Origin of the sequence: Rickettsia endosymbiont of Cantharis rufa, assembly GCF_964026445.1 — a bacterium.
Lineage (GTDB): Bacteria > Pseudomonadota > Alphaproteobacteria > Rickettsiales > Rickettsiaceae > Rickettsia.
Map to the genome: position 1 here is coordinate 13,121 of NZ_OZ032150.1, position 15,603 is coordinate 28,723.

Here is a 15,603-nt window from a genome sequence, read left to right on the forward strand (position 1 = left end):
TTCTTATGGACATAGTTTCTTTAAAATTTATCGGCGTAGGGTTTATGGCTATCGGCATGTACGGTGCGGCTCTAGGCGTTAGTAATATATTTAGCTCCCTACTTAGTTCAATAGCACGAAACCCTTCAGCTGCAGAAAACTTACAAAGAATGGCACTTATTGGAGCGGGTCTTGCTGAAGCAATGGGACTTTTTTCCTTTGTGATTGCTATGTTACTTATTTTTTCTTAAAATTCATTTTTAAATAAGATGCCTCAATTTGACATTGCTACCTATTATTCGCAAATTTTTTGGCTTATTATTACTTTCGGCTTATTGTATATCTTTGTTTATAAATTTATAACTCCAAAAGCCGAAGAAATTTTTAATAATAGGCAAACGAATATTCAAGATAATATTACACAAGCCGATACACTGACCTTAGAAACAGAAAAGCTAAATAAATATTATAATGAAGAAGTAGAAAAAACAAATGTCGAAATAGATAGGATAAAAAAAGAAAAAATAGACTCTCTAGAATCAGAATTTTTAATTAAAAAAAAGAATCTAGAACAAGATTTAAAAAATTCTATAAATCAAAATATTGAAGATATAAATTTAGCTGCTAAGCAATTTAGAAATAATAAATGCGAAGCAATCATAAAACTTGCAGTTAATATTATTGAAAAAATAGCCGGAACTAAAGTAGATATGAATTTACTACAAAATATAAAAGTAAAATAATGAATTTCCTAGATGAAAGCTTTTGGCTTGCCGTTAGTTTTGTGTTTTTTTTGTATTTAATTTATAGACCGGCAAAAAAAGCCATTTTGAATTCTTTAGATGCTAAGATTTTAGAAGTCCAAGAAAGAGTTCTAAAAGCTGAAAAGTTAAAAGAAGACGCAGCTTTACTCTTCGAACAAACCAATACACAAATAAAAAAACTAGAAACTTTACGCTCTAAAATGATAGAAGAAAGCACTGAAGTCACAAAAAAAATTATCCAAGAAAAAACTAAAGAAATTGAAGAATTTTTAGAACATAAAAAATTTGATGCTATACAGCTAATTCAAAACCAAAAATTAACTGCAAGTAAAGAACTACAAGATGAGTTTTGTGATGAAGTGATAAAACTTGTTTCCGAATATTTCCAATCAGCTAAATTTTCAGAAAGCAGCATTGCTAAAAATTTAATGGATAAATCCGATTCTTCTCATAATAACGATAAAGCTACATAGCCACACTAACCGCTACCTAGCAATTTACTTAAGATTGCCTCGTCATTAATACATGCCCGTAATATCGAGCCGTCAATAAAATATTCAGGATGCTCGTTTATTATCCTGTTTGTTAATTCAGGGTAGCTTACAGCAAATTCTTTTGTACAAGTGAAATTTTTATTAGGATTATAAATAGCTATTAAGCAAATTGCTTCAAAATATAATATTTTTGCTATTTCTATATTTTTAACATTTGCTGAAGCTCTTAGTTGTTTTGCTAAATATCTATCGCCTAAATAGCGTTTCACCCCCCAATTTTCTAGAATTGGAAGCTTGCTAATAAATTTGCCTGGACTCCATTTGCCCTTAACAACATTAATAGGTATTTTATTTAAAACTTCTTTTTGTAATTTTTGCTTAATTTCTAATATAACTTCCTCAAAATCGCCTCTTTGTAATATAAACCCCCCTAGTTTCATTATTTTTTATAAATTCTGAGGCATTTTCCTTAAGATAACTTTTTAATTCCTTAGTATAAGGATGATCTAAACCTAAAGTTTGTACACGCATTAAGTAAGCTTGCTTATAAAGCTCTAGAGCTTTATAAGCATCTTCTAATTTATGATACGCCAATCCGACATTATTAAGAAATCCAGCAATATTATGATGATTACCTTGATGTAATTCTTGAAACATCTTTAGTCCTAACTCAAAATATTTCAAACTTACAAAAATATACCCTAATTTATCATAAGTTGTTCCTACATTATTTAGAGAAGTAGCGATTGCAACATGATTGCCTTGATATAATTTTGTCTCATCTTTAGCGCCAGCCAAAAATATCTTAACCCTTCTTTTACTTTACCTAATTTACCTTGAGCTATACCGATTTTATTAAAAGAAATGGCGGTGTTAGGGTGACTACCATGATATAATTCCTGATACGTTTTTAGCGCTTCTCCTTTATATTTTAATGCTTTAAAAATCCGCCTGAAATCTCATAAACTACACCAACATTATTAAGGGAGCTAGCAATATCAGGGTGATTTCCCTTACATCTGTTAGCAACGGAAGTAAAATGATACAGCACAATGGATAAAAATTGATACAGTATTAAAGTAATATCTTCTGGGTAAGGAGGTAAAAAATAATGATAATACTGGAGCAAATAATGGAAATAAAAATATTAAATAAACAAGACACAAGCCTAAGAAGTATATCAAGAGAAGTAAGTGTTTCAGTAAATACAGTACGTAAATATTTAAAATATGATGGTAGCCCTAAATATAAGGATGGGAGGAAGTTGATAACAAAGCTAGCCCCGTATAAGGAGTACTTGAGCGAAAGAATAAAATCAGCCTATCCTATATCGCTACCCGGCACTGTATTGTTTCAAGAGATAAAGGAGATGGGTTACACGGGCAAGATGACCCAACTCAGAGATTATTTAAAAAGCATAAAGCCAGCAGCTAAGCAGGAGGATATGGTAAGATTCGAGACTGCATCCGGTAAACAGATGCAAGTTGATTGGATTGAATTTCGTAAAGGCAAGAACACTTTATCAGCTTTTGTAGCTACATTAGGATATAGTCGAGCAAGTTATGTGGAATTTGTTACTAATGAGAAGCTTGTAACGTTAATAGAATGCCATAAGCGTGCATTTGAATATTTTGGCGGAGTACCAAAAGAAGTGCTTTATGACAATATGAAAACAGTAATACTGGGTAGAGATACGTATGGTCTTGACATACATCTTTTTAATAAAGGAATGCTAGATTTTGCAAAACATTATGGTTTCCGCTTAAGAGTGTGTAGACCTTATCAAGCAAAAACCAAGAGCAAGGTTGAGCGATTTAATAGATATCTCAGAGAAAGCTTTTATAACCCATTAGTGACAAAATTAAAAACAGCAGAGCTAGTGTTGGATGTGGATACTGCAAATTCAGAGGTGCTAAAATGGCTGCGAGATATAGCGAATATGCGTGTGCATGGCACCACAGGTGAAATACCTGTAAAAAGATTAAAGTCTGAGAGGAGTACTCCTCAACCACTACCATTGGATTATAGCGGTAGTCATCCTGCGGTATTAGAGATTATGGAAGGTAAAGAAGAACGATTTTCTACAGTTTCTTTGCAGCATTCCCTATGCGTATACTAGATATATTGGAGGCATTATGAACCTGCAGCACCAACGTATAGCAGAGATGTGCCACTCATTAAATCTTGTTCAGGTAGCTGAAAATTATTTTGATATCGCACAGTCCTCTAGTAAAGAAGACTCAAGTTATACGGATTTCCTTGAGTCAATATTAAAAACAGAGTTGTTGGCGCGACAAAATAGGAGTAAATCAATACTCACAAGAATGACAGACTTTCCTGCTATAAAAACGCTGGATGATTTTGACTATGATTTTGCTACAGGAGTCAAACGCAAGGTTCTGGAAAATCTAAGTTCCCTATCTTTTGTAGAAAGACAAGAAAACATTATTTTGCTTGATCCTTCTGGAGTAGGAAAAACACATATAGCTATTGCCCTTGGTTATGCAGCTACGCAATGTGGAATCAAGACTAAATTTATAACAGCTGCGGATTTAATGCTCGTACTTAATGCAGGACTAAATCAGGGAAATCTAGGCGCTATACTTAAAAAAGTCATCCTTCCATACAAATTACTCATAGTAGACGAATTTGGGTATCTGCCATTAAAACAGGAACAAGCTAATCCATTATTTCAGGTTATAGCAAAGCGTTATGAGAAAGATAGTATAATTCTTACAAGTAATCTTCCATTTGGACAATGGCACAATAATCTTGCTCAGGATAGTGCTCCTACAGCTGCTATCTTAGATCGTCTGCTCCATCATTCCACGATACTCAATATTAAAGGGGATAGTTTCAGACTTAGAAATAAAAAGAAAGCTGGTCTTGTATCAATAGAGGTGATTAATAAACAGGAGGATAATCTTATGACTTAAATATCAAATGATTTCTTATTATACTGTATCAATTTTCAAACAGTATATATTAAAATTATGTATCATTTTTCGACCGCTGTTGACAATATAAAGTTAGATATAACTCTAAAGCTAATTCTTGGTATTTCAGCCCATCAGAAATCTCACCTAAATTTTGATAAGCCCCACCAACGCTATTAAGACAGAGAGCAATATCGTGGTAATTGCTTTGATATTGTTCTTGTAACATACTTAATGCTTATTTTTTTATACTTCAACCCTTCTTTAGTATTTTACCTAATTTTCCATAAGCCACACCAACATTATTAAGAGAAAGCAATAGAAGGATGGTTACCTTGATATAATCCTTTTAGCATCTTTAGTGCTGCTTCTTGGTATTTCAGCCCATCAGAAATCTCACCTAAATTTTGATAAGCCCCACCAACATTATTAAGAGAGTTAGCGACATCAGGGTGATTGCTTTGGAGTTCTTGAAATATTTTTAAAGCTTCCTTGTAATATTTTAATGAATATTCAAATTTACATAATATATCCGTTATAATTCCCTAATTCTTGATATAAATTTGCTTCCCTAAGTTCATCGATTTTAATATTATCATCGCTTAATATTTTTATTATATGTGGATAAAGTAATTTAGCATTTTCCCAGTCTTTATTTGAGTCGCACCTCCATTTTGCAGATGTGGGTATTAAATGCTATACGTTCAATAAGAGTTCCGATGACTTTATCATGAATATCCAATGACTTGGAAAAACAAATTGTTTTACGTGTCAGTCTTTTGCATCTTGTTCTAAGATTTAAGTTACCCCGTTCTATCCGTTGAGTATATTTTTTACTAACAATGTGTTTTTTGGGATCTAATAACCTAGCATAACTTCCCCATCCATCTGTAAAGTAAAAAGTAACCTTAAAATCCTCCAGTTTTTTTCAGTAATGATTCTGATGTGCTATCACATCTTGTACCAAAAGTATAAGCAACTACTTTTAACAAAATCTTATCCAAAGAATACCAAAGCCATCTTTGTTTGGATTTATTCTGTACATAAGACCATTGTTCATCTATTTCAGGAGCAATAATTACTTCTATCGTATTGATAGAATGATTTATCTTTTTTAACGCTAGATTTTTTTTAAAACACGGATAACCGTATTGATACCCACTTTTAATACTCTTACTGTATCCCTAACTCCAGAGCCATTGATTGACATATCTACTATCTGAGTCTTGACTCCAGGCTTAGAGGCATTATTAATATATTACAGTTGAAAATATCGATTACACTGCTTGCATTGATATCTCTGTTGTTTTGAAATTGAATATCCCGCCTTTACTACTTTTTCTGTGTCGTTACAATATCTACACTTAACATCTATTCTTGTCATAACTCCTTAACTATAATTCTCTCTTATTACTGTTTGAGGATTATAGACTATTCATGCTAAGCTGCAATACGGGGGCACGGCCTTTATTTGGAACAGCTGTTGACTGAGGAAATAAGTTATTTGTAAAAGTCAAGATTTAATCCTACAGACACTATAAAAACTATATCTGAATGTCTGATAAGTTATGACTGTCAGATGAGTATTCAAGATATAAGATTTCGTTATTCTTTTCAACATCTAACTTTTTACTATCCATAAAAGTCTGCATAGGCGTTTTACCATAGCGATATTTACCGGAATGTGATCTTTCGTTATTGTAATGCTCTAACCAAATATCAAGATCTAGTTGTAGATCATCAAGATCAGTATAAATCTTTTTACGCATAGCTGTATCAAAGAATTCTTGTTTTATAGTTTTATTAAAGCGTTCACACATACCATTTGTTTGAGGAGAATATGCTTTAGTAGTAGTATACTCAATACCCTCAATGCTTAAGAACAATTCAAAAGCATGATACTCTATATTGCCCTTATATTTACCACCTCTATCAGTTAGAATACGAAGTACTGGTATTTGCTGACTCTCATACCACGGCAGTACTCTATCATTAAGCATGTCAGTAGCGGTAAAAGCTGTTTTATCAGTATATAATTTAGCATCTGTAACCCTAGTATAGCTATCAATAAATACCTGAGAATATACCTTGTCTATACCTTTAAAATTACCTACATAATATGTGTCTTGGCATCCTAGATAATCTGGATGCTGTGTATCTATTTCTCCATGAGCTTCTTTCTCGCTACGCCGTTTCTCTAATACTTGTAACTGAGCTTCGGTAAGAACAATACCATCCTGAGCCATTTTTACTTCTAATGCTTTAAGTCTTTTATTGATATTATTTAAATCATTACGTAGCCAAATTGATCTAACCCCCCAGGTGATACAAGAATACCAGTCTTTTTAAGCTCATTTGATACTCGCATCTGACCATAAGCTGGGTATTCTACCGCCATATCTAATACTGCTCTCTCTACCGCAGGATCAACTCTATTTGCTATAATTGGCTTCTTCCGGCTAATCTCATATAACGCCTCTTCTCCTCCAGTTTCATATAGCTCTTTGAACCTATAATAACTGTCCCTGCTGTATCCCATAGCTTTACACGCTGACGATATTACTTCCAAGACTCCTAGCTAATCCTAGTAATCCTATTTTTGGCTTTATTATTTTTTGATTTAGATTCATTTCTAATCCTCTATTTAATACTTATCTTATTTTACTAAATGTAAGATTGAATCTCAGCTATTGCAAATTATGGTATAACAGATTTTAAATCTGTAGAGTGCTTGAAAAAGTTCTTTATAGTAGAATCAAAGCTACCGTATTTTGCTAAGATATATAAGCCTAAAAACAAAATCTAAAAATTTTAAGATTTTACATTCGTAGTTTTTTTTCTCCATAGCTTTTTTACGCATTTCTATATATTCTTCCCTGCTCATAATTTTTTTTAGGATCTACATAATCTAAAAATACTTTGCTGTTTAAGTAATCAATTTCATGCTGGATAACTCTTGCTAGAAATCCTTCTGCGATACCTTGAATTTGATTTCCATTTATATCATATGCGTGATAATGAATCTTCTTGAATCTTGCTACCGGTCCTGTAGTATTTTCAACAGAAAAGCATCCCTCATAATCTTCATGTTTTTCAGTACCTATCGGTTTATATGAGGGGTTAATCCAAATAGTTTTAGGCATCGTGTCCTTAAGGTCAGGACACCATTTCTTTAACTCTTCATTTTCATGTACTGCAAATATTATTACACATTTTGATATACCTATTTGCGATGCAGCAAGGCCTGCACAATTTGTTTCTTGATCATATTTTTGTTCTAAAATAGAGATATCACACAAGTCTTTTGCAGATAAAAGGGAGTTTAAAGATTTTACCTTTACCCTAATAGTTTTATCTTCTGAACTATTCAAGGTTTGAACGTTCAAAGTTACATATTGTGGGTTTATTATATTTGAATCCTTCATATGTATATTTTCTTTGTTGCTGTTACAATCTGTTATAAAAATTACAGTAGTTAATAATAGAACTGTTTTTTTTAATTTGGACATATCTTTATCCTATCTTTCTCAAAGCCATGCTGAAATATACGCCATCATCGAGATTTACGGTGTGGAAGTCAGAAGATTCCATATTTATCTGAAAATATTTATAGATAGAAATTAAAATCAAGTAAATTAATTATCATATTTCGTGCACTTATCTCAAAGTTTATCATTTTATTTAATTTCCTTTGAGTAAAAATCATCGGATTTGACTTTTCTAACATATTTTAGTATAATACTTATCTTCAAAATAAATAGAAAATTTAATTTATGAGTACTCCTAAAAGTGATGATTATATCTCGGAACTAAGAAAAGTAATTTGGCCTATAGAAAGGTATGAAAATAAGAAATTTCTTCCTATGGCGTTTATGATGTTCTGTATTTTATTAAACTACTCAACTCTTCGCTCAATTAAAGATGGGTTTGTAGTAACAGATATAGGAGCTGAAGCAATAAGTTTCTTAAAAACATATATAGTGCTGCCATCTGCAGTAATCGCTATGGTAATTTATGTTAAACTTTGCGATATTTTAAAGCAAGAAAACGTATTTTACGTCATTACTTCATTTTTCTTAGGATATTTTGCACTATTTGCATTTGTTCTTTACCCCTACCCTGATTTAGTTCACCCTGATCCTGAAACCATAGAATCTTTAAGCTTAGCTTATCCCAATTTCAAATGGTTTATAAGAATAGTAGGAAAATGGAGCTTTGCGTCCTTTTATACTATGGCAGAGCTTTGGGGAACAATGATGCTTAGTTTATTATTTTGGCAATTTGCTAACCAAATTACTAAAACTGACGAAGCTAAACGTTTTTACTCAATGTTTGGTTTACTTGCTAATTTAGCACTACCTGTAACATCCGTAATTATTGGATATTTCTTACACGAAAAAACTCAAATAGTTGCAGAACATCTCAAATTTGTTCCGTTATTTATTATAATGATAGTGAGTAGTTTTGCAGTGATATTAACATATAGATGGATGAACAAAAACGTTCTAACCGATCCAAAACTTTATGATCCAGCGCTTGTAAAAGGAAAAAAAGCTAAAACTAAAATGTCCTTAGTAGAAAGCTTTAAGATGATCTTTACTTCTAAATATGTGGGGTATATAGCATTATTACTTATTGCTTATGGTATTTCCGTAAATTTAGTTGAAGGTGTCTGGAAATCAAAAGTAAAAGAATTATATCCAACAAAAGAAGCTTACACTATATATATGGGTAAATTCCAATTCTATCAAGGTTGGGTTGCTATTGCCTTTATGATTATAGGCAGTAATATCTTAAGAAAAGTATCATGGATGACTGCAGCAATGATTACTCCTTTAATGATGTTGCTTACTGGTGCCGCATTTTTTGCTTTTATCTTTTTCGATAGTGTTATTGCTATGAATTTAACTGGAATTCTTGCTTCAGGTCCTTTAGCACTTGCGGTTATGATTGGTATGATCCAGAATGTTCTAAGTAAAGGTGTAAAATACTCTTTATTTGATGCAACTAAAAATATGGCTTATATCCCGCTTGATAAGGATTTACGAGTAAAAGGGCAAGCTGCCGTTGAAGTTATCGGAGGAAGATTCGGTAAATCAGGTGGTGCTATTATTCAGTCTACATTCTTTATTTTATTTCCTGTATTCGGCTTTGTTGAGGCAACGCCATATTTTGCTTCTATATTCTTTGTAATAGTAATATTATGGGTATATGCCGTTAAAGGTTTAAATAAAGAGTATCAAGTTTTGGTAAATAAAACCGAAAAATAGAATTTGTTAAAATTTAATATTATAAAAAAAGCGAACTTCTGTGAAACTTGCTTTTTTTTAGCCTGCGAGTTTATAATATGACAAATACAAAATCCAAAATTAAAACTCCAAGATCGCCATATGTAAAAAAATATAATAGTTGGCGAGTAAGAATTTTGTATTCTATTATTATAGGTTATGCAACTTTTTATTTTTGTCGTCAGAATTTTAATATAGCAACTCCTGCTATAAGAGAATATTTTGGGGTTACTAAAACACAAATTGGTTGGATATTAACAGCTTCTTCTATAATGTATGGAGTTAGTAAAGTTTGTAACGGCTTTATTAGTGATAAAGTCAATGCTCGTATATTTATGGTATTAGGGCTTTTACTTGTCGGAATCATTACTATTCTAATAGGCTTTTCAGATTCTTTATGGCTTATAGGAATTTTATGGATAGCTAGCAATTGGTTTCAATCTATGGGATGGCCTCCTGCAACAAAAATGCTTACTCACTGGTTTGCTCCAAAAGAACTCGGAACTAAATGGGCTATGGGAGCAACTTCTAACCAAATAGGTGGGGCTCTTGCTATGATAAGTTGCGGTTATTTAATCGATAAATTTGATTGGAGAGCTGCTTTTTTCGTTCCCGGTGTAGTTGCTTGTATAGTATCACTTTTCTTATATAATAGGCTTCGCCATTCTCCAAAAGAAGTAGGCTTATCTACCGTGGAAGAATATAAAGAATATCCCCCTGAATCCATAGGTGATTATGAAAAGCTACTAACTCCGCAATTACTTAAAATGGTTTTTTGTAACAAGCTAATATGGTATGTCTGTCTGGCTAACATGTTTGTTTACATAATACGCTCCGGGGTAATTTATTGGGCACCGACATTTTTAAGAGATTTACGTAGTATAAGCCTTGCAAACGCAGGTTTACAAATCGGTTTATATGAAATGATAGGCATCCCAGGGGCATTAATAGCAGGTGTTTTATCAGACAAAATATTTCAAGGACGTCGGGGGCCTGTTGCTGCCATATGTATGGTATCGCTTAGCTTATTGTTAGTCTCGTTTTGGAAAATACCTATCCAAAGTGAATTATTAAGCATAGTAATTCTTTCCTTAATAGGCTTTTTTGTTTCAGGACCACAACTCCTTGTAGGTATTGCTGCCGCGGATTTTAGCTCGCGTCAAGCTGTTGGTACTGCTAACGGATTATCAGGATTATTTGGTTATTTAGGAGCAGCCATTGCGGGGGTCGGTGTAGGGTGGATTAGCGATAATTACGGTTGGAATGGGGTGTTTGTATTTTTTAGTATTTCCGCTCTTATAGGGGGTGGTTTATTCGCTTTAACATGGAATTGTTCAGCTAAAAAATAGACTTTCTGCATAAGCCATTTCTAAAGGTAATTTGTACGTCGAGCCTAGACTCGAATCCTCACGTATGTCTATATACGCTGCGGTTTGCAGTCAAGTGTTCCCTATTCCTCTTTATAAGATGACTTATGCAGGAAGTTTAATAAATTTAATAATTATATAAAGGTTACAAAATGACAATACAATATACTTTTTCAATGATTAAGCCTGATGCTATTAAAAGGAACAAAATAGGGCAAATCAATACTTATTTAGAAAATGCAGGCTTAAAAATAGTGGCCCAGAAAATGAAGCACTTAACTAAATATGAAGCAGAATGTTTTTATGATGAACATAGAGCAAGACCGTTTTTTAATAGCTTAGTTGAATATATTACTTCAGGAGCAGTAGTGCTTCAAGTTCTTAAAGGTGCAGATGCTATAACTTTAAATCGTAAAATTATGGGAGCAACTAATCCTGCGGAAGCTGAAGCCGGAACTATTAGAAAAGATTTCGGTGAATCAATTGAAGCTAATAGTATTCACGGTTCAGATAGTGAAAATAGTGCAAAAAGAGAAATCAAATTCTTCTTTAATAAATCTGAAATTATAGAATAATTAATGCTAAAATATGACGTAATAGTTATAGGCGGTGGGCACGCAGGAGCAGAAGCTGCAGCTGCTTCTGCGCGCCTTGGAGTTTCTACTCTCTTAATTACGTTAAAACCGGAAAATTTAGGTGAAATGTCTTGCAATCCGGCAATTGGTGGAATTGCAAAAGGCACATTAGTTAAAGAAATTGATGCACTTGATGGATTAATGGGTTATGTAATAGATCAGGCAGGCATACATTATAAAATGCTGAATGAAACTAGGGGACCGGCAGTTTGGGGGCCTCGTGCTCAAGCTGATCGTAAGCTTTATAAAAAAGCAATGTATCAAATATTAACAAATTATCCTGATCTAGATATATTATACGGAAAAGTAGAAGATATAGAAATTAAATCTTCTAAAGTTGAAGCAGTTATTTTAAATGATGGTAGTAAAATTCCTTGTCAAAAAATTATATTGACTACAGGTACTTTTCTATCAGGTCTTATTCATATCGGCTCAACAAAAATTCCTGCCGGTAGACTAGATGAAGAACCTTCTTACGGATTATCAAATACATTAAAAAAAATAGGATTTAAACTTGCTCGCTTAAAAACAGGTACGCCGCCACGAATTGATGGGCGTACTATTGATTATAGTAAAACAGCTTTACAGCCAGGCGATAAAACTCCGCGCCCTTTTTCTGAATTAATAAATATTGTTAACGTTCCTCAAATAAATTGTTTTATCACTAAAACCACTCCTGAAACTCATAATATTATACGTGAAAACATCAATAAATCTGCGATTTATTCAGGACAAATAGAAGGAATAGGGCCAAGATACTGTCCTTCTGTAGAAGATAAAATAGTTAGATTTAGTACAAAATCAGAACATCGTATATTTTTGGAGCCTGAAGGGTTAGACGATTACACCATTTATCCAAACGGTATTTCTACTTCTTTGCCTGAAGAGGTACAGCAAAAATTGATAAAAACAATTCCGGGATTAGAAAATGCAACGATTTTGCGCCCAGGTTATGCTATAGAATATGATTATGTTGATCCACGTGAAATAAGTATTACGTTAGAGACAAAAAAAATAACCGGATTATATTTTGCTGGACAAATTAACGGTACTACAGGATATGAAGAAGCAGCAGGACAAGGTATAGTTGCAGGTATTAATGCTGCTTTGTCAGTAAAAAATCAACCACCTTTTATATTAACAAGAGCAAATAGTTATATTGGAGTAATGATAGATGATTTAACAATATTTGGCACTACGGAGCCTTATCGTATGTTTACCTCCCGCTCAGAATATAGATTATCTTTAAGAGCAGATAACGCTGATTTACGTTTAACGGAATTAGGTATAAACATTGGAGTTGTATCAGAAGAACGTAAAAAAATATTCACAAAGAAATGTGAAGATATAGAAAAAACAAGAAATTTATTAAAAACATTATCTTTAACTACTAGTAAACTTGCTAAAATGGGTATACAGGTAGCGCAGGATGGTACATATAAAACAGCATTAGATTTATTTAAAATACCTAATTTTAATGTTGAAGAAGCTATTAAAATTTTCCCTATACTTAAAGAAGTGCAAAATAATAATATTTTACAATTACTATATATTGAGTCAAAATATGCTTCATATTTAACCAGACAACACGCAGATATTAATTTATTTCAAAGTGAAGAGGCGCAGTTAATGCCTAAAAATATTGACTATTTTAAAATACCAAGTATATCATTAGAGATACAGGAAAAACTTTCTTTTCATAAACCTGCTACTATTGGTGTAGCACGTCGAATTCCAGGGATTACACCTGCAGCAATTACTGCTATTATAATTTATTTAAAAACTAGATATAGTGATGGAAGTTCCGCATGAAATAATTGAAAAGTTAGAAATTTTTCAAAGGTTAGTTAAAAAATGGAATAAAGCAATCAATCTTGTATCAGATAATAGTGTACATAATTTTTGGCAACGTCATATACTAGACTCATTACAATTAATACAATATATTGATAATAAAGAAATGCACTTGGTTGACATAGGAAGCGGCTGCGGTTTCCCTGGTATAGTATTATCTATTGCAGGTGTAGCGAAAGTAAGTTTAATAGAAGCTGATTCGCGTAAATGTATATTTTTAGAAAAAGCGTCAAAGATATCAAATAATAACATACAAATAATCAATCAAAGAATAGAAAAAGTAGAGATGGATTGTAGTATATTAACTTGTAGAGCTCTCTCTAACTTAAATACAATATTTAATTGTATAAAAAATATTTCAGTACAAGAAAAATTTTTGTTATTAAAAGGAAAAAATTATTTAACTGAAATAGTAGAAGCGCAAGAGAAGTGGTTATTTGATTATTTAATACACCAAAGTATTACTTTTAAAGAAGGGAAGATTCTAGAAGTTAGTAATTTAACAAAAATTATATGAAAGTAATTGCTATTGTTAATCAAAAAGGAGGAGTAGCTAAAACTACAACTACTGTAAATTTAGCTACAGCCTTTGCTGCTGTAAATAAAAAAATTTTAGTTATAGATCTTGATCCTCAAGGAAATAGTAGCACCGGTTTTGGAATTAGTCAGCAACAACGCAAAAATACCATATACCAGGTATTAACAAATTTAATAGAATTGAAAGATGCAATAATTTCTACGGATATACCAAATTTAGAAATAATTACTTCAAACACTAATCTATCTGCCGCTGAATTAGATTTAACAAAATTAAAGGATCGAGAGTATATTTTAATGAGCCTATTGGAAAAAATAAAAATATTATATGATTATATAATTATTGATTGCCCCCCTTCATTAAATTTATTAACGGTAAACGCTTTAGTTGCAAGTGATGAAGTCTTGATCCCAATGCAATGCGATTTTTACTCTTTAGAAGGATTAAGTCATTTACTAAAAACAATTGAAATCGTAGAGAAAAAATTAAACCCTAAGATAAAGATTGCAGGTATATTATTTACAATGTATGATAAGCGTAATTGTTTAACTGAGCAAGTGGAAGATGATGTTAGGAAATGCTTAGGAGAATTAGTATTTAAAACCGTTATCCCAAGAAATATTAAACTATCTGAAGCTCCTTCATATGGAAAACCGGCTATTATATATGATTATAAATGTTCGGGAGCAGTTGCATATATAGAACTTACAAAAGAAATCTTAGAAAGATATGGCGAAAAATAAAGGATTAGGAAGAGGGTTATCTTCATTACTTGGAGAAGAAGTTATTTCTATAGAATCAGAAATAATACAAATAATAAATATTGATAAAATAAAACCAAATGAGAATCAGCCTAGAAAAAACTTTGAATATGATAAAATAAAAGAATTAGCAGATTCTATACTGAATAATGGTTTATTACAGCCTATTATTGTTGATAATAATTTCCAAATTATAGCAGGAGAACGGCGTTGGCGTGCATGTAAATTAGCAAAAGTTTTAGAGATACCAGTAATTATAAAAAATTTAGATGCTAGAGAGAGTATGGAAATAGCACTAATTGAGAATATACAAAGAACCGACCTAACAGTTATGGAAGAAGCTCGTGGTTTTAAATATCTAGTTGAAAATTTTAATTATACAGCAGAAAAACTAGCTGAGAGGCTTGGTAAAAGCCGCAGTCATATAGCTAATTTGTTAAGACTTAATAACTTACCGCAGTCTATTCAAGATAAAGTAAATGCAAATATACTAAGTATGGGTCAAGCCCGATGTTTAATAAATCATGAGCATGCAGAAATAATAGCTGATCATATTATAAATAATGATTTAAATGTGCGTCAAACAGAGGAACTAGTAAGACAATGGTATAAAAATGAGTATACAGAATCTCCTAACAATAATAACAAAGCAGGAAAGCGTTTTTTAAAGGACAGTACTACCGACAACGATCTAGAATTACTAGTGAAAGTTTTATCAGAAAAGTTTGGTATAAAAATAACAATAGAAAATTATCTATTAGGTGGAAAATTAATATTTCATTACAAAGGTTTGGAAGAATTAGACTTGATATTATTAAAATTAAATTAAAATGCATATGGAAAAATCATCAATAAGCTTGAATGAAATAAATTTAGTAGATATAAAAGTGCTACAATCCAAATTGATAAAATTAAAGCATGCATACAGCATTTTATTTTTAAGATTTGGCAAATTAAATATCTGAACGAGAAAAACAATAGTAGAAA

At 31.9% G+C, this 15,603-nt stretch carries 16 protein-coding genes and 5 pseudogenes; 12 read left to right on the top strand and 9 right to left on the bottom strand.

What is annotated here, in order from left to right; genetic code table 11:
• The first annotated feature begins 5 nt into the window (after positions 1-5).
• The 3 genes from AAGD46_RS00085 to AAGD46_RS00095 are packed head-to-tail and all read left to right on the top strand — an operon-like array spanning position 6 to position 1,216.
• Positions 6-230: a F0F1 ATP synthase subunit C gene (locus AAGD46_RS00085; RefSeq protein ID WP_341787292.1), complete on the top strand. Its 225-nt coding sequence runs from the start codon at positions 6-8 to the stop codon at positions 228-230.
• 18 nt (positions 231-248) lie between these two features.
• On the top strand, positions 249-722 hold the full coding sequence (locus AAGD46_RS00090; RefSeq protein WP_341787293.1) for an ATP F0F1 synthase subunit B': 474 nt from the start codon (positions 249-251) through the stop codon (positions 720-722).
• Complete coding sequence (locus tag AAGD46_RS00095; RefSeq protein WP_341787294.1) at positions 722-1,216, top strand: F0F1 ATP synthase subunit B; 495 nt, start codon at positions 722-724, stop codon at positions 1,214-1,216. Before AAGD46_RS00090 ends, AAGD46_RS00095 begins: the two co-directional genes overlap by 1 nt.
• A 5-nt stretch (positions 1,217-1,221) precedes the next feature.
• Here the strand turns inward: AAGD46_RS00095 and AAGD46_RS00100 are convergent, their stop codons facing one another.
• On the bottom strand, positions 1,222-1,677 hold the full coding sequence (locus tag AAGD46_RS00100; protein WP_341787295.1) for a hypothetical protein: 456 nt from the start codon (positions 1,675-1,677) through the stop codon (positions 1,222-1,224).
• Positions 1,637-2,035 (bottom strand): tetratricopeptide repeat protein, encoded by a 399-nt coding sequence (locus AAGD46_RS00105; RefSeq protein WP_341787296.1) that lies wholly within the window; start codon positions 2,033-2,035, stop codon positions 1,637-1,639. Before AAGD46_RS00105 ends, AAGD46_RS00100 begins: the two co-directional genes overlap by 41 nt.
• A 334-nt stretch (positions 2,036-2,369) precedes the next feature.
• Between AAGD46_RS00105 and istA the strand changes: the two genes are divergently transcribed.
• Positions 2,370-3,356 (top strand): IS21 family transposase, encoded by a 987-nt coding sequence (gene istA / locus AAGD46_RS00110; protein ID WP_341787866.1) that lies wholly within the window; start codon positions 2,370-2,372, stop codon positions 3,354-3,356.
• Between the two features lie 16 nt (positions 3,357-3,372).
• Positions 3,373-4,173: an IS21-like element helper ATPase IstB gene (gene istB / locus AAGD46_RS00115; protein ID WP_341787268.1), complete on the top strand. Its 801-nt coding sequence runs from the start codon at positions 3,373-3,375 to the stop codon at positions 4,171-4,173.
• Between the two features lie 55 nt (positions 4,174-4,228).
• Here the strand turns inward: istB and AAGD46_RS00120 are convergent, their stop codons facing one another.
• The 6 genes and pseudogenes from AAGD46_RS00120 to AAGD46_RS00140 all read right to left on the bottom strand — a co-directional run.
• A complete protein-coding gene (locus AAGD46_RS00120) occupies positions 4,229-4,402 on the bottom strand; it encodes a hypothetical protein (protein WP_341787297.1) in 174 nt (57 codons plus the stop codon).
• A gap of 76 nt (positions 4,403-4,478) precedes the next feature.
• Complete coding sequence (locus tag AAGD46_RS08380; RefSeq protein WP_410526000.1) at positions 4,479-4,568, bottom strand: hypothetical protein; 90 nt, start codon at positions 4,566-4,568, stop codon at positions 4,479-4,481.
• A 9-nt stretch (positions 4,569-4,577) separates the two neighbouring features.
• Positions 4,578-4,758, bottom strand: a pseudogene (locus tag AAGD46_RS00125) (tetratricopeptide repeat protein); the annotation flags it as partial.
• Between the two features lie 67 nt (positions 4,759-4,825).
• Positions 4,826-5,557 (bottom strand): annotated as a pseudogene (locus tag AAGD46_RS00130) (IS1 family transposase).
• A gap of 160 nt (positions 5,558-5,717) precedes the next feature.
• Positions 5,718-6,803, bottom strand: a pseudogene (locus AAGD46_RS00135) (IS481 family transposase).
• 200 nt (positions 6,804-7,003) lie between these two features.
• Positions 7,004-7,682, bottom strand: a pseudogene (locus AAGD46_RS00140) (peptide deformylase); the annotation flags it as partial.
• 264 nt (positions 7,683-7,946) lie between these two features.
• Between AAGD46_RS00140 and tlc1 the strand changes: the two are divergent.
• Together tlc1 and AAGD46_RS00150 are read left to right on the top strand one after the other, a co-directional pair.
• Entirely contained in the window at positions 7,947-9,443 is a 1,497-nt protein-coding gene (gene tlc1 / locus AAGD46_RS00145) for an ATP/ADP exchange transporter Tlc1 (protein ID WP_341787298.1), read from the top strand.
• Between the two features lie 77 nt (positions 9,444-9,520).
• Entirely contained in the window at positions 9,521-10,810 is a 1,290-nt protein-coding gene (locus AAGD46_RS00150) for an MFS transporter (protein WP_341787299.1), read from the top strand.
• Here the strand turns inward: AAGD46_RS00150 and AAGD46_RS00155 are convergent.
• Positions 10,808-10,894, bottom strand: a pseudogene (locus AAGD46_RS00155) (palindromic element RPE1 domain-containing protein); the annotation flags it as partial. The gene AAGD46_RS00150 and the pseudogene AAGD46_RS00155 sit on opposite strands and share 3 nt — an antisense overlap.
• Before the next feature lie 86 nt (positions 10,895-10,980).
• On the opposite strand from AAGD46_RS00155, the gene ndk reads away from it, so the two are divergent.
• The 5 genes from ndk to AAGD46_RS00180 are packed head-to-tail and all read left to right on the top strand — an operon-like array spanning position 10,981 to position 15,445.
• On the top strand, positions 10,981-11,403 hold the full coding sequence (ndk, locus tag AAGD46_RS00160; protein WP_341787300.1) for a nucleoside-diphosphate kinase: 423 nt from the start codon (positions 10,981-10,983) through the stop codon (positions 11,401-11,403).
• Between the two features lie 3 nt (positions 11,404-11,406).
• Positions 11,407-13,275: a tRNA uridine-5-carboxymethylaminomethyl(34) synthesis enzyme MnmG gene (mnmG, locus tag AAGD46_RS00165; RefSeq protein WP_341787301.1), complete on the top strand. Its 1,869-nt coding sequence runs from the start codon at positions 11,407-11,409 to the stop codon at positions 13,273-13,275.
• The gene (gene rsmG, locus AAGD46_RS00170; RefSeq protein WP_341787302.1) at positions 13,256-13,834 is read left to right on the top strand and encodes a 16S rRNA (guanine(527)-N(7))-methyltransferase RsmG; all 579 of its coding nucleotides are present in this window, start codon (positions 13,256-13,258) and stop codon (positions 13,832-13,834) included. The genes mnmG and rsmG overlap by 20 nt, the downstream gene beginning before the upstream one ends.
• Positions 13,831-14,598: an AAA family ATPase gene (locus AAGD46_RS00175; protein ID WP_341787303.1), complete on the top strand. Its 768-nt coding sequence runs from the start codon at positions 13,831-13,833 to the stop codon at positions 14,596-14,598. Before rsmG ends, AAGD46_RS00175 begins: the two co-directional genes overlap by 4 nt.
• Positions 14,585-15,445, top strand: a complete 861-nt coding sequence (locus AAGD46_RS00180; RefSeq protein ID WP_341787304.1) for a ParB/RepB/Spo0J family partition protein — start codon at positions 14,585-14,587, stop codon at positions 15,443-15,445. Before AAGD46_RS00175 ends, AAGD46_RS00180 begins: the two co-directional genes overlap by 14 nt.
• The last annotated feature ends 158 nt before the right edge of the window (positions 15,446-15,603 follow it).

Coding starts and splice junctions, on each gene's coding strand:
- istA (WP_341787866.1), top strand. CDS start 2,370: ATGGAAATAAAAATATTAAATAAACAAGACACAAGCCTAAGAAGTATA.
- AAGD46_RS00095 (WP_341787294.1), top strand. CDS start 722: ATGAATTTCCTAGATGAAAGCTTTTGGCTTGCCGTTAGTTTTGTGTTT.
- mnmG (WP_341787301.1), top strand. CDS start 11,407: ATGCTAAAATATGACGTAATAGTTATAGGCGGTGGGCACGCAGGAGCA.
- AAGD46_RS00085 (WP_341787292.1), top strand. CDS start 6: ATGGACATAGTTTCTTTAAAATTTATCGGCGTAGGGTTTATGGCTATC.
- AAGD46_RS00120 (WP_341787297.1), bottom strand. CDS start 4,402: ATGTTACAAGAACAATATCAAAGCAATTACCACGATATTGCTCTCTGT.
- AAGD46_RS00150 (WP_341787299.1), top strand. CDS start 9,521: ATGACAAATACAAAATCCAAAATTAAAACTCCAAGATCGCCATATGTA.
- AAGD46_RS00100 (WP_341787295.1), bottom strand. CDS start 1,677: ATGAAACTAGGGGGGTTTATATTACAAAGAGGCGATTTTGAGGAAGTT.
- AAGD46_RS00180 (WP_341787304.1), top strand. CDS start 14,585: ATGGCGAAAAATAAAGGATTAGGAAGAGGGTTATCTTCATTACTTGGA.
- tlc1 (WP_341787298.1), top strand. CDS start 7,947: ATGAGTACTCCTAAAAGTGATGATTATATCTCGGAACTAAGAAAAGTA.
- ndk (WP_341787300.1), top strand. CDS start 10,981: ATGACAATACAATATACTTTTTCAATGATTAAGCCTGATGCTATTAAA.
- AAGD46_RS00175 (WP_341787303.1), top strand. CDS start 13,831: ATGAAAGTAATTGCTATTGTTAATCAAAAAGGAGGAGTAGCTAAAACT.
- AAGD46_RS00090 (WP_341787293.1), top strand. CDS start 249: ATGCCTCAATTTGACATTGCTACCTATTATTCGCAAATTTTTTGGCTT.
- istB (WP_341787268.1), top strand. CDS start 3,373: ATGAACCTGCAGCACCAACGTATAGCAGAGATGTGCCACTCATTAAAT.